Annotated in this window: 11 protein-coding genes; 1 reads left to right on the top strand and 10 read right to left on the bottom strand. The window is 67.8% G+C overall.

Going from position 1 to position 12,375, the window contains the following annotated elements; genetic code table 11:
• Nucleotides 1-167: 167 nt before the first annotated feature.
• The 7 genes from rpmG to AC13F7_RS00230 all read right to left on the bottom strand — a co-directional run bounded on the left by rpmG (nucleotide 168) and on the right by AC13F7_RS00230 (nucleotide 5,345).
• Nucleotides 168-335 (bottom strand): 50S ribosomal protein L33, encoded by a 168-nt coding sequence (gene rpmG, locus AC13F7_RS00260; RefSeq protein WP_172407465.1) that lies wholly within the window; start codon nucleotides 333-335, stop codon nucleotides 168-170.
• A gap of 10 nt (nucleotides 336-345) precedes the next feature.
• Nucleotides 346-582 carry a 50S ribosomal protein L28 gene (gene rpmB / locus AC13F7_RS00255; RefSeq protein WP_019185625.1) on the bottom strand — a complete coding sequence of 79 codons (237 nt, stop codon included), beginning with the start codon at nucleotides 580-582 and terminating at the stop codon, nucleotides 346-348.
• 228 nt (nucleotides 583-810) lie between these two features.
• Nucleotides 811-2,367 carry an AAA family ATPase gene (locus AC13F7_RS00250; protein WP_482998886.1) on the bottom strand — a complete coding sequence of 519 codons (1,557 nt, stop codon included), beginning with the start codon at nucleotides 2,365-2,367 and terminating at the stop codon, nucleotides 811-813.
• A gap of 4 nt (nucleotides 2,368-2,371) precedes the next feature.
• The gene (locus tag AC13F7_RS00245) at nucleotides 2,372-2,920 is read right to left on the bottom strand and encodes a hypothetical protein (protein WP_482998885.1); all 549 of its coding nucleotides are present in this window, start codon (nucleotides 2,918-2,920) and stop codon (nucleotides 2,372-2,374) included.
• On the bottom strand, nucleotides 2,917-3,138 hold the full coding sequence (locus AC13F7_RS00240; RefSeq protein WP_482998884.1) for a hypothetical protein: 222 nt from the start codon (nucleotides 3,136-3,138) through the stop codon (nucleotides 2,917-2,919). Before AC13F7_RS00240 ends, AC13F7_RS00245 begins: the two co-directional genes overlap by 4 nt.
• A gap of 9 nt (nucleotides 3,139-3,147) precedes the next feature.
• On the bottom strand, nucleotides 3,148-4,863 hold the full coding sequence (locus tag AC13F7_RS00235; protein WP_482998883.1) for a hypothetical protein: 1,716 nt from the start codon (nucleotides 4,861-4,863) through the stop codon (nucleotides 3,148-3,150).
• Nucleotides 4,860-5,345, bottom strand: coding sequence for a hypothetical protein (locus AC13F7_RS00230; protein ID WP_123729805.1), 486 nt, complete (start codon nucleotides 5,343-5,345; stop codon nucleotides 4,860-4,862). Before AC13F7_RS00230 ends, AC13F7_RS00235 begins: the two co-directional genes overlap by 4 nt.
• 198 nt (nucleotides 5,346-5,543) lie before the next feature.
• Here AC13F7_RS00230 and AC13F7_RS00225 point away from each other — a divergent pair, with 198 nt between their 5' ends.
• Complete coding sequence (locus tag AC13F7_RS00225; RefSeq protein ID WP_482998882.1) at nucleotides 5,544-6,758, top strand: glycosyltransferase; 1,215 nt, start codon at nucleotides 5,544-5,546, stop codon at nucleotides 6,756-6,758.
• An 85-nt stretch (nucleotides 6,759-6,843) separates the two neighbouring features.
• On the opposite strand, the gene AC13F7_RS00220 is transcribed toward AC13F7_RS00225, so the two are convergent.
• From AC13F7_RS00220 to AC13F7_RS00210, 3 genes are read right to left on the bottom strand one after another with little or no spacing between them, the layout of a single operon-like run.
• On the bottom strand, nucleotides 6,844-10,026 hold the full coding sequence (locus tag AC13F7_RS00220; RefSeq protein ID WP_482998881.1) for an efflux RND transporter permease subunit: 3,183 nt from the start codon (nucleotides 10,024-10,026) through the stop codon (nucleotides 6,844-6,846).
• 35 nt (nucleotides 10,027-10,061) lie between these two features.
• The gene (locus AC13F7_RS00215; RefSeq protein ID WP_482998880.1) at nucleotides 10,062-11,051 is read right to left on the bottom strand and encodes an efflux RND transporter periplasmic adaptor subunit; all 990 of its coding nucleotides are present in this window, start codon (nucleotides 11,049-11,051) and stop codon (nucleotides 10,062-10,064) included.
• Nucleotides 11,048-12,328: a TolC family protein gene (locus AC13F7_RS00210; protein ID WP_482998879.1), complete on the bottom strand. Its 1,281-nt coding sequence runs from the start codon at nucleotides 12,326-12,328 to the stop codon at nucleotides 11,048-11,050. Before AC13F7_RS00210 ends, AC13F7_RS00215 begins: the two co-directional genes overlap by 4 nt.
• Nucleotides 12,329-12,375: the final 47 nt, after the last annotated feature.

Raw genomic sequence — 12,375 nt, 5'->3', positions numbered from 1 at the left:
GCCCGTCGGGAGGGGAACCGCATTCTGCCATGGGTCGCTGCATGCAACCGGTAGTGTCGGCTGCGGGCACGCTCCACTGCGCCCCCTGCCCGCGCCTGGGCGCGGCCCATGAAAAAACCCGCCACGAGGGCGGGTTTTTCGTCGGGAAGCTCAAGGATCCTTGCGGATTACTTGATCTTGCCTTCCTTGTACAGGACGTGCTTGCGCACGACCGGATCGTACTTCAGGAATTCCATCTTCCCGGGGGTGTTCTTCTTGTTCTTGTCCGTCGTGTAGAAGTGGCCAGTGTTGGCCGTCGAAATCAGACGGATCTTATCGCGCTTGCCTGCCATGATCGTTTACTCCTCAGACCTTTTCGCCGCGCGAACGCAGCTCAGCCAGAACGGAGTCGATACCGTTCTTGTCGATGGTGCGCAGGGCATGCGCGGAAACACGAAGCTTGACCCAGCGGTTTTCGCTGGCAACCCAGAAGCGGCGCTCGTGCAGGTTGGGCAGGAAACGACGACGGGTCTTGTTGTTGGCGTGCGAGACGTTGTTACCCGTCTGCACTCGCTTGCCGGAAACTTGGCATACGCGGGACATTGCGCACCTCGATAAAAGTAGTTGTCAGCCCATAGCCCGGGCGACGGCGGCCTCGACGGTTTCCCGCCACACGTCATGAGAATCAAAGGGTTACGCTGTCGGGGGCGGACCGGATGACGTGTTCCCGGCCACCAGTCCAAAGGTTTTTGGACACAGCGAGCCGCGCATTATGCCCGCTTGGCCCTGCTGGCGCAACCGAGGCCGGCAGGGGCCTGCCGGCCGGGTCGTTCATGCCAAGACGGCGCGGCGCGGCCGCCCCGTGGCCGGGGTGCTGGCCGCGATCGGCTCACCCGAGGCCGGCACCGCCCGCTCCCTGCCCCAGGCGCGGATGCTCTCGATCTGCTCCGGTGCGGTCCGCGACAACGGCACCACGTTCTGGAAACTCCGCCGGAACAGCTCATCGGTGACCACGGCATCGCCCTTCAGGTACGCCTCTTTCACCACCTCACGCACCGCCGATTCCAGGTCAGAACCGGCGAAGCCCTCGGACAGCTCGACCAGCTCATCGAGCAGCGCCGGCGCCAGCTCACGCTGCTGCAGGCCGCGACGGGCGTAGATGCCGATGATGTCGCGGCGTTCCGGCGCGGTTGGCAGGTCGACGAAAAACAGCTCGTCAAACCGGCCGCGGCGCAGCAGCTCCGGCGGCAGCTTGGACACATCGTTGGCGGTCGCCACCACGAACACGCGGGTACGGGCTTCCTGCAACCAGTACAGGAACTGGCCGACCAGTCGGGTCGAGGTGCCGCCGTCGCCGCCCCCGGTGGCGCCGGCCAGGCCCTTTTCGATCTCGTCGATCCACAGCACGCAGGGCGCCACGTGATCCGCCGTGGCAAGCGCTTCCTTGAGGCGGCCTTCGCTCTGGCCCAGGTACTGGCCGTGGATGGTGGACAGGTCCAGGCGGTACAGCGGCAACTGCCAGTCCTGGGCAATGGCCTTGGCCGACAGCGATTTGCCGCAGCCCGGTACGCCGACCAGCAGCACGCCCCGCGGCGGCCGGATGCCGCGCTCGCGCAGGTCGGCGGTCAGCAGCGGCCGCTCGCGTGCCAGCCAGCTCTTGAGGCCGCCCAGGCCACCGACACTCAGGTCGCCGCCACGCACCGGCACCCGCTCGATGCCGGAAATGTCGGCGAATATCCGGTCCTTGGCATGCATCAGCTCGACCAGATCATTCTTGTCGATACGCCCGTTGACCAGCAGCGTGGCGATGATGTTCTCCGCCTCCAGCCGCGAGATGCCGGCCAGGATGGCCGCCGCCTGGCGGATGTCGGCTTCGTCCCACTCGATCTGGAACTGGCTGCGGTACGGATCGATCTGTTCGTGGATAATCGCCGCCATCTCGTCTTCGGTGGGCGGCGACAGCACCAGCGACATGCCCAGCCGCTGCAGTTGGCCGAACACCGGCTTGCTGGTCACCACGACCACCGAGCCGCCATGGTCGGCCGCCAGCATCGCCACATCGATCAACTGCCGCGCCGAGGGCGTGTCGTCCTCCAGGTCGGACACTTCGGTCAACACGAAACTGAGGTTCTGACGCTGCGCCATCTGCTGGCTGGCGAAGTCCACCGCGCCGATGACCGAGCGGTCTTCGTTGACGATCCGCCCGGTGGCCAGCTCGCGCGTACCCTGCGAGAGGGTGTGCACGTAGAACGGCGCACTCAACGCACCGGCCACGTCACGCAGGATATCCAGCACCCGCGCGCGTTCGGTGCTGCGGATGGAGATGAAGGGCACGCGCGCTTTCAGGTAGCGGGTCAGCGTGGCATGGAACTCGCGGGTATCGCTCATGGATTCAGATCATCAAGGTTCGCCGACGGCCCGCTACGGCGGGGACGTCGGCAGGTGAAGCAGACGGGAGTGGCGGCGGCGCGGCAGCATCCAGTGCGGCCGGCCGGTAGTGGCACAGGCTGTTGTAGCGCACCGCACGCAGGGTGCGGTCACAGCGCAGCGTGCGTGCGTTGGCTTCCAGGTCGGCCTGCATCCTGGCCGTGATGCGGACCAGTTCGTCGCGCAGGAACGCACGCAGCGATTCAGGCAGCGTTGCCAGCGAGGCCAGCTGATGCAGCACGCTGAAGTGCCGACGCGCATCCAGCAGCGCACGCACCAGGGTCACTTCATCGGCACGATCACCCAGATCGCGTTGCAGGCGAGCGCTGCACTGCTTCAGCCGCAGGTCGAGCAGCGTGGTCACCCGGTCGGTGAACAACTTCGCCACGCCGGGGGTCCAGTCCAGGCGCCCAGCCGCCATGGCCGCGAGCGCCTCGGCTTCGCGGCCCCCTTCGCTGAAGGCATCCAGGACCTGGCTCCATTCGGCATAGGTCCGCGGAACCGGCAGTGTCATCCGTGCGAGGCGCGTTTGCGGCGTACGAAACCGGTTGTCGGCAGCAGGTCCCAGCCAGGCAGGGCACCGGCAAGCGCATCCGGGGCGGCAATATTGACCAGCGGCGCGGCGGAAACAACCGGGGTAGCCGCCACGACATCGTTCAGCGGCGGCGGGAGGGCGTCCTGGGCCGGCAACGGCGGCGGCACGGCGGAAGCATCGAGCAGGGAACGGGTCATGGTCGGGCCTCAGGCGGTGGCAGCAAGGATGCGGCGGGTATTGTCATGACCGCCAAGGGTGAACTGCTCGGGGGTGATCGACTCCAGCAGCGCGGTCAACTCGGCAGACTGGGCGTCGCGTGCGGCAAGATCACGCCGCACCTCCACGACTTCGGCCATGCAGGCCTTGAGCGCGTTCTGCAGCTGCTCACGCTGGCGCGTGAAGTCGGCGCGGACCGTTTCGCGGGTCTTGTCCAGATTCTTGTAGGCCATGCCGACCCACAGCAGCATCAGCGCGGCGATCACCATGCCGATGATGTTGCCGAGGGTCATCACCAGCAGCAGGACACCCAGCACCAGGACAGCCCAATGCTGGAAGCGCAGCTTCACACCGGCCAGCGCCTGGGCAAGCCCGGCGTCGACGTGTTCGTTCAGCGAGGTCTCCAGTGCAGCCTGGTTGCTGCCATCGCGCGTGGTGCCCTGCCATGCATCCAGCGTGACCTCCACGTCGGTCGGGATCGACTGGCGGATGCTGGCGGTGAGATCGTGATGCGCTTCCAGGATCCAGCTGCGCGACTGGGCGGTCGCAAAGCGCTGGGTGGCACGCGAAGCCTGCGAGGTTTCCGGATGCATCGCGGCGTTGGTAAGCAGCTGGGTGAAGCTTATGCGATGTTCCAGTGCCGGGTCCTGAAGCTGGAAGCGACGGTCGGCCGCGGGGCGGTCACCGTTCTCATCGATGATCAGCTTGCACAGGGCTTCATCGCGCCGCAGCGGCAGTTCTTCTGTGTCGAAATGCGAAACCAGCTTGGTCAGCAGAGCGTCGACATCGGCGGCCAGACCGGCCGTGGCACGTACATCGCCGCTGAACACACTCTGGAAATGCCGGGTGACAGCCGCGTGGGTCGCCGTGGCATTGAGCGAGTCCTGCAAGGCCGGCCAGCTCGGGCTGAACCGCTGCAGGTGCGGGTAGCGGGCGCTGTCGTCGCCATTGGGGGTCTTGGAGCGCAGTGCATCGATCCACTGGCTGCGCTGGGCCTCCACGAAGCCGGCCCGCTGGGCCAGCTCTTCGATCCATTCATTGGTGCGGGCCACACAGATGCGGGCGGTATCCACGCCGAACACACCGCCGGCGATCGCATCGATCAACACCACGGTCTGGCGGTCCAGTTCCACCGGGTTCTGCATGCCCAGGTAACGGTCCATCCACTGCTGGGCGGCCGACAGACGTCCCGCGCGGCGGCTGACGAGAGAGAACAGCAGGCTGGTTTTCTCGTCATCACGACGGATGGCCTCGGCCAGCGCACGCTGCGCCAGATCCTGCTGGTCGTTGAGCCACGCGGCCAGCGCCACCAGTGCCGGGGCCAACCAGTAGCCGGGCGCCGCCAGCATGAGATTCTCACTGGCGGCACGGATGGTGTCCTGCCGGACCAGACTGATGTCGGCCGCCTGCAGGATGCCGGTGGTCTGGCGGCGGACCTCGGCGTAGTGGCCGAACCGGTTCTCCAGCTCCTGGCGGATCTTTACCTGCCGGGTTTCGGCCAGCGACAGTTCCTTGGCTTTCAGATCCGCTGCCACGAAATCCATGAACGCTTTTTCCAGGCGCGCCAGTTCGCTGCGGGTGGCACCTACATCGCTCTGGATCGCGTGGGCCTGGGTGTGCAATGCGTCCAGGTCCTGCCCCAGCGAGCGCAGGCTGCTGTTGATGGCGGACAGGTCGGCCATGTGGATGATGCGTTGTGTGCTCATGTCGTTCCTTCGATGACGGCGGTCTGGCCGGAGTCGCTGACGGTGACCATCCGGTTCGCGTACACCTCGATGAAGGCGTAGGACGGATGCACGGCCAGCGTGCGTGCCCGTTCGAGCGTTAGCGGCAGCGTGTGGCCGATCTTGAAGTGTTCGATGATCTGCCCGGTCAGATCCAGCGTATGGACCTCATACGGGTGACCGAGCATGCAGCGGCTGACGATGCCGAGCAGGCGATCCTCCAGGGCGATCTCACCGAGTTCGGCGTCGATCAGCTGCTTCAGCGCAGCCAGCGCTTGGCGATCATGCAGGTGACCGCCAACATCGACACGGGTCATGGCCTGCACATACGCGGGCGAGCGCTTCTGCCGGAGGCGGCTGTCGAGCGAGGCCGCACTCAGCGGGGTGGTGCGTGCCTGAGAGCGCGTGGCGACAGACAGGCCGGCGGTAGCGGCCTCCGTGCCGAACAATAGATTGCGAGCCATTCCCTGCTTCCTGCGATACCGCGAGCGCGGCCGTTCCGAGGCGGAAAGTAGCAGAGATGCGGTGCCGTTCCAATGCGATGCGTGCGTGGACGATGCGGCCGTCACTGGCGCCTGCGCTAGGCTGGCCACCTGAGAAGGACCGCCCCGCATGAAGATTCTCGCAATGACCTGTCGTGCCATGTTCCCGAAGCGCCTGCCATGAAGCTGCTCGCCCTGACCTACGGCACCGAAGGCGACACCCGCCCGCTGGTGATGCTCTGCCATGGATTGATCGCCGCAGGTCATGAAGTACTGCTGCTGGCCGAGCGAGACACGCTCGATACTGCGCGCGAACTGGGCATCCCGCATGCCGCGCTCGAAGGCGACATCCATGACGAGGTGGTGGCATTGGTCTCGCGCGGGAATGCCCGTCTCGCCGCCTCGCGGGGGCTGGCGCGGATGGCGCAACGGCACGCGCCCGGATGGATGCGTCAGGCCGATGCCGCTGCCGCCGGATGCGATGCCGTGCTGACCGGCGGGCTGGCCGCTTTCGTCGGCCTGACCGTGGCCGAGCACCACGGGCTGCCGGTAATCGGCACCGGGATGATCCCACTGACCCCAACGGCCAGCTTCCCCTCCCCATTCCTGCCACGGCTGCGCCTGCCGGGGGTGCTCAACCGGCTCAGCTACCAGCTGGTCAACCACGCGGTGTGGCGTACCTTCCGCCGCCCGATCAACGCGGCGCGCAAGGAACTGGGGATGCCGAGGCGCGCCTCCCCCTGGCAGGATCTGCCGATGCTGTACGGCATCTCGCCCAGCCTGCTGCCACCGCCGCCGGATTGGCCGGACAACCACCAGATCTGCGGCCAATGGCGCGCGCCAGAACGCGGTTGGCAGCCGCCGCCGGACCTGCAGGCCTTCCTGGACGCCGGCCCCGCCCCGGTCTACCTCGGCTTCGGCAGCATGACCGGCTTTGATCGCGACCAGGTGCTACCCGCGCTGCTGGCAGCCCTGGCGCCGCGGCGGGTGCTGCTGTTCCCGGGATGGGCCGGTCTGCCCAGCGCTCCCTTGCCACCCAATGTGTTCGTGATCGGGCCGACCCCGCATGAGGCCTTGTTCCCGCGCTGCGCGCTGATCATCCATCACGGTGGCAGCGGCACCACGCACTCGGCGTGCCGGGCCGGGGTGCCCTCGCTGGTGATGCCGTTCGCCGCCGACCAGTTTTTCTGGGCGGATCGGCTGCATCAGTTGGGTGTGGCACCGGCGGCGTTGTCGCCGAAGCGGTTGGACGCCGCCCGGCTGAGCAGTGCCGTTGCGTTTGCCGAACGGGCGGACACGCGCTCGCGTGCCGTCGCGCTTGGCCGGGCGATGACGGTCGAAGATGGCGTGGCCGTTGGCGTCACGGCGATCGAGGCGCATCTGTCACCTCGATGACCGCGGCCATGGCGGGCACGGCGGTTGCCGTGCCGCCTGCGGGTAGCCCCCGACCCACGGTCGGGGGCTACCCGATGAGCCGGTGCTATCCAGCGGCCGGTGCAGCGTCGTCCTTGCGATGCAGCCACCGATACAGCACCGGCAACACCAACAACGTCAGCAGCGTGGACGAGACGATGCCGCCGATCACCACGGTTGCCAGCGGACGCTGCACCTCCGAGCCGGCACCCACGTTGAACGCCATCGGCACGAAGCCGAGCGAGGCCACCAGCGCGGTCATCAGCACCGGGCGCAGACGGCCCAGGGCACCTTCGCGCACCGCCTGCGGCAACGGCATCCCATGCTCGCGCAGGCTGCGCACGAAGCTGATCATCACCAGGCCGTTGAGCACCGCCACACCGGACAGCGCGATGAAGCCCACGCCGGCCGAGATCGACAACGGAATCCCACGCAGCGCCAGCGCGAGCACACCGCCGGTGAGCGCCAGCGGCACGCCACTGAACACGATGGCCGCATCCTTGACCGAGCCGAACGCCCAGAACAGCAGCGCGAAGATGATCGCCAGCGTCACCGGCACCACGATCGACAACCGCTGGCTGGCCGAAATCAGCTGCTCGAAGCTGCCGCCGTACTCGATCCAGTAGCCGTTGGGCACCTGCACATCGCGCCCGATCGCCTGCTGCAGCTCGCCGACAAACCCGCCGAGGTCGCGGTCGCGCACGTTGGCGGTGACCACGATCCGGCGCTTGCCGTTTTCGCGGTTGATCTGGTTCGGTCCTTCGCTGTTGCTCAAGGTTGCCAGCTCACGCAGCGGCACGGTGCGTGCACTGCCGCTGGTCCAGCTGCCGGTGCGGCTGGACTCATCCGCGTCATCAGCCAGCGCCGTCTCCAGCGACACCGGCAGGTCCGCCAGTGCGGCCGGGTCCTGGCGCAGTGCTTCGGGCAGGCGCACCACGATGTCGAAGCGGCGGTCACCCTCGAACAGCTGCCCTGCCACCTGGCCGCCCACCGCGGTGGCCACGGTCGACTGCACCTGGCCGGGATTCAAGCCATACCCGGCCAACGCGGTGCGGTTGGGGGTAACGGTCAGCAACGGCAGGCCGCTGGTCTCCTCCACCCGCACATCCGCCGCGCCCGGCACCGTGCCGACCACCGCCGCGATGCGCTTGCCGACCGACAGCAGCGTGTCCAGGTCATCACCAAACAGCATCACCGCCACGTCGGCGCGCACACCGGAGATCAGCTCGTTGGTGCGCATCTGGATCGGCTGGGTGAACTCGTAGTTGTTGCCGGGCAGCTGCTCGACCGCTTCCTCCAGCTCGGCCAGCAGTGCCGCGCGCGACTTGCGTGGGTCCGGCCAGGCCTTGCGCGGTTTCATCATGATGAAGGTATCGGCGACCGACGGCGGCATCGGATCGGACGCGACCTCCGGCGTGCCAATCTTGGAGAACACCTTGTCCACCTCGGCGAACTGCACCAGCCGGTTCTCGATCTGCTTCTGCATCTCGATGGACTGGGTCAGGCTGGTCCCGGGGATGCGCATGGCGTGCATGGCGACATCGCCTTCGTCCAGGTTCGGCACGAACTCGCTGCCCAGCCGCGTCGCCAGCAGGCCGCAGCCGATCACCAGCACCAGCGCAGCACCGACCATCCAGCGGCCGCGACGCAGCGAAAAGGCCAGCATCGGCTCGTAGCGCCGACGCACCCAGGCCATCAGGCGGTTCTCCTTCTCCTGCACCCGGCCACCGAGGAACAGCGCGATCGCCGCGGGCACGAAGGTCAGTGCCAGCACCATCGCACCGGTCAGGGCCAGCACCACGGTGATCGCCATCGGGTGGAACATTTTTCCTTCCACACCGGTGAGCGCGAAGATCGGCAGGTACACCGCCGTGATGATGCCCAGCCCGAACAGGCTCGGGCGGATCACCTCGGCGGTGGCGCTGGCGGTTTCGGCGAAGCGTTCATCGCGGGTCATGTCGCGGCCGAGCGCGTGCTGGCGTTCGCCGAAGCGGCGCAGGCAGTTCTCGATGATGATCACCGCCCCGTCGACGATCAGCCCGAAGTCCAGCGCGCCCAGGCTCATCAGGTTGGCCGAGACGCCGCCACGGGCCATGCCGGTCAGCGTGAACAGCATCGCCAGCGGAATCACCGCCGCGGTGATCAACGCCGCGCGGAAGTTGCCGAGCAGCAGGAACAGCACCACGATCACCAGCAGGGCGCCTTCGATCAGGTTCTTGGCGACTGTTGCGATGGTGCGGTCGACCAGCGCGGTGCGGTCGTAGCTGGCGGTGACGGTGACGCCCTCCGGGAGACTGGCCTGCGCCTGCTGCAGACGCGCCGCCGCGGCCTGGGCCACATCGCGGCTGTTGGCCCCGATCAGCATCACCACCGTGCCCATCACCACTTCATGGCCGTTCTGGGTGGCCGCGCCACTGCGCAGCTCCGGTCCGTCCTGCACCTGGGCGACGTCGTGCACGTGGATCGGAACACCTTCGCGGCGGGCCAGCACGATGTTGCCGATCTCCTCCAGGTTGGCGACCTGGCCGGGGATGCGCACCAGGAACTGCTGGCCGTTGCGTTCGATGTAACCGGCGCCGACGTTCTGGTTGTTGGCCTCCACCGCCTGCGCCACGTCCTCCAGGGTAAAGCCCAGCGCGCGCAGCCGTGCCGGATCCGGCGTGATGTGCACCTGGCGCTGGAAGCCACCGATGGTGTTGACCTCGGTCACGCCGGGCACGTTGCGCAGCTGCGGCCGGATCACCCAGTCCTGCAGGGTGCGCAGGTCAGTGGCGGTGTACGCCGTGCCATCGGCCTTGCGCGCCTTGGGGTCGGCATCGATGGTGTACATGAAGATCTCGCCGAGGCCGGTGGAGATCGGGCCCAGCTGCGGATCCAGGCCGTCGGGAATCTGCGACTTGACCTGCTGCAGGCGTTCGGCGACCTGCTGCCGTGCGAAGTAGATGTCGGTGCCGTCCTTGAACACCACGGTCACCTGCGAGAGCCCGTAGCGCGACAGCGAACGTGCCTGCTCCATCGCCGGCAGGCCGGCCATCACCGTTTCCACCGGATAGGTGATGCGCTGTTCGGTCTCCAGCGGCGAGTAGCCCGGCGCGGCGGTGTTGATCTGTACCTGGACGTTGGTGATGTCCGGGGTGGCGTCGATGGGCAGCTTCGTGAAGCTCCAGCTGCCGATGACGATCAGCACCAGGGTCAGGGCCATCATCAACCAGCGATGGGCGATGGCGGCGCGGAGGATGCGCTCAAGCATGGTGGCGCCCTCCGTGTGCGGGGCGCGGCAACGCATCAATGTTCATGCGATGCCCCTGCCTTGCCGATGTCGGCCTTGACCACGTAGCTCTGCTCGACCACGACGTCTTCGCCGATGGTCAGGCCGCTGAGTACTTCCACCTTGCCCGCATCGCGCGCACCCAGGGTCACCGCACGCGCGGTGTAGGTGTCGCCTTCGCGCACGAACACCACGTCCTTGCCATCCATCGTCTGCAACGCGCTCAGTGGCACCACCTGTGCGGCCGGCGTGGTGGCCACCACGATGCGCGCCTTGACCGCGGCACCGGGCCGCCATTGGCCGTCGTCGTTGCGCAGCGTGGCGCGGGCGACCGTGCTCTGGCTGGCGGTGGCGGTGCCGGGCAGCACGCGCTCCAGCGTGGTGCTCTGGCTGACGCCGTCGGTCATGCGCGACACGGTGACCGGCACGCCGGCGGTGATGTGCTGGGTATCGTTGCCGAAGATATGCAGATCCACCCACAGCGTGGACAGATCACCGATCTCGAACAACGGCGTGCCCTCGCCGGCCACGCCACCCACCTGCGCCTGGCGCGCCAGCACCACGCCGCTGATCGGTGCGGTGACGGTGTACGTGGTGAGACTGAGGTTGCTCTCGATGCTGGCCAGCACCTGACCGGCACGCACGCGGTCGCCCACATTGGCGCGCAGCGAGCGGATCGGACCGGGGAAGCGCGCCATCACCTGGGCAACGCGGCCGTCGACCGGGGTCAACAGACCCTGCACGTCGTGTTCGTCAGCGATGGTGCCGGCGGCGACAGGTGCCACGCGGATGCCGGCCTGTCGGGCCATGGCCGCGACGATGGTGGTGTTTTCCGGTGCGTCGTGGTCGTCGTGGTCATCGTCGTGCCCGGCTTCACCATGGCCGGCGTCCGTCTCGGCCGCCTTGGCCGGCACCGTGGCGGGTTCGCTGCCGCCGCAGCCGGTGAGCGCCATCAGCGCGATCAACAGGCTGCCGGCCAGCGCGGTACGGATCAGGGTAGTGGTCATCGGCGGTCCTCCGTGGACACGGTGTCGGTCGCGGCGACCATGCTCTGGCCGGTCAGACGCTGGAGTTCGATCAGGGCGGTCTGTGCGGCGATGGCCGCTTCCAGCTGGCGCTGGCGTGCTTCGATGCGCATTGCCTGCAGCTGTGCCCATTCCATGTAGCTGATCGCGCCGGCGCGCCATGCCTTCTCGGCGGCATTCTCGGCGCGCTTGAGCTGGGGCAGTACGTCGCGTTCCATGCGGGTGACTTCCAGCCGCGAGGTCAAGTAGCGGCCATGTGCTTCGGCCAATGTGGCGTACAGCTGCAGCGCGCGCGCCTCGCGTTCCACACTGTTGAGCGCCAGTTCGGCCTCGGCGGCGCGGATCTCCGGGTCGGCACGGCGCACGCTGCCCAACGGCACGCTGAAACCGGCGACCAGGGAGGTGTCGCGGGTATCGCGGCTGTTGCGCACGCCCACCTGCCAGCTGACATCGGGCCGTGCCTGGGTGCGGGCCAGCTGCACCTGCGCTTCGCGGATGCGGCGCTCGCCGGCCAGCACCGCCAGTTCCGGGGTGCGCTGCAGTTCCTCGGCGAGCACGGCGAAGTCCTGCAGCGCGGGCAGCTGCATCGGGTCGCCGGTGACCACGTCGAAACCGGGCTCGCGCTGGCGCCACAGTGCTGACAGCGCCGCACGCGCGGACTGATCCATCTGCCGGGCGCGATCGCGGTCCAGCTCGGCCTGGACCTGCATCGCCTGCGCGGTCAGCAGCACCGACTCGGGCGAGGCACCGGCCTGCAGGCGCAGCCGCGCGGCGGCGACGGCGCGTCTTCGCTGCTCGATATCGGTCTCGGCGATGCGCAGCTGCTGACGCGCATCGGTCACCGCCAGATAGCGGCGGGCAACTTCGGCCATCAGATCCAGCCGCGCGGTTTCGCGCTGCGGGGCCAGGCTGTCCAGGTTGGCCTGGGCCACGGCGCGGCGGGCATCCAGTTTGCCACCACGTTCCAGCACGCCGGCCAGGGTGACGGTGACTTCGGCGGCATCAAAGCCACGAGCGTCCCCGCTGCCGAGTGCGTTCTCCAGCTCCACGCCCACGGTCAACGGGGGCGACAGGCCGGCCGCGTCACGGCGGGCTTCCCACACCGGGCGCTGGGCCTGCGCCAGGCGCAGATCGGGGTGGTACTGGGCGACGCGCGCGATGGCGTCGTCGAGGGTCAACGGTGCAGCAGGCGTCGTGCCCTGTGCGTACACGCACGGCACGAACGCAATGGCAGCCAAGGCTGCCAGACGCATCCACATGGGAGTCTCCAGAAAGCGATCAGATGGCAAACGGCGGCACGCGGCCG

It is taken from the genome of Stenotrophomonas sp. K-6 (assembly GCF_056861555.1).
Note: the sequence above shows the minus strand (reverse complement) of the source record. Positions and strands in the feature narration are given on the sequence as shown.

Coding starts and splice junctions, on each gene's coding strand:
- AC13F7_RS00235 (WP_482998883.1), bottom strand. CDS start 4,863: ATGAGCACACAACGCATCATCCACATGGCCGACCTGTCCGCCATCAAC.
- AC13F7_RS00245 (WP_482998885.1), bottom strand. CDS start 2,920: ATGACACTGCCGGTTCCGCGGACCTATGCCGAATGGAGCCAGGTCCTG.
- AC13F7_RS00220 (WP_482998881.1), bottom strand. CDS start 10,026: ATGCTTGAGCGCATCCTCCGCGCCGCCATCGCCCATCGCTGGTTGATG.
- AC13F7_RS00225 (WP_482998882.1), top strand. CDS start 5,544: ATGAAGCTGCTCGCCCTGACCTACGGCACCGAAGGCGACACCCGCCCG.
- AC13F7_RS00250 (WP_482998886.1), bottom strand. CDS start 2,367: ATGAGCGATACCCGCGAGTTCCATGCCACGCTGACCCGCTACCTGAAA.
- AC13F7_RS00230 (WP_123729805.1), bottom strand. CDS start 5,345: ATGGCTCGCAATCTATTGTTCGGCACGGAGGCCGCTACCGCCGGCCTG.
- AC13F7_RS00210 (WP_482998879.1), bottom strand. CDS start 12,328: ATGTGGATGCGTCTGGCAGCCTTGGCTGCCATTGCGTTCGTGCCGTGC.
- AC13F7_RS00215 (WP_482998880.1), bottom strand. CDS start 11,051: ATGACCACTACCCTGATCCGTACCGCGCTGGCCGGCAGCCTGTTGATC.
- AC13F7_RS00240 (WP_482998884.1), bottom strand. CDS start 3,138: ATGACCCGTTCCCTGCTCGATGCTTCCGCCGTGCCGCCGCCGTTGCCG.
- rpmB (WP_019185625.1), bottom strand. CDS start 582: ATGTCCCGCGTATGCCAAGTTTCCGGCAAGCGAGTGCAGACGGGTAAC.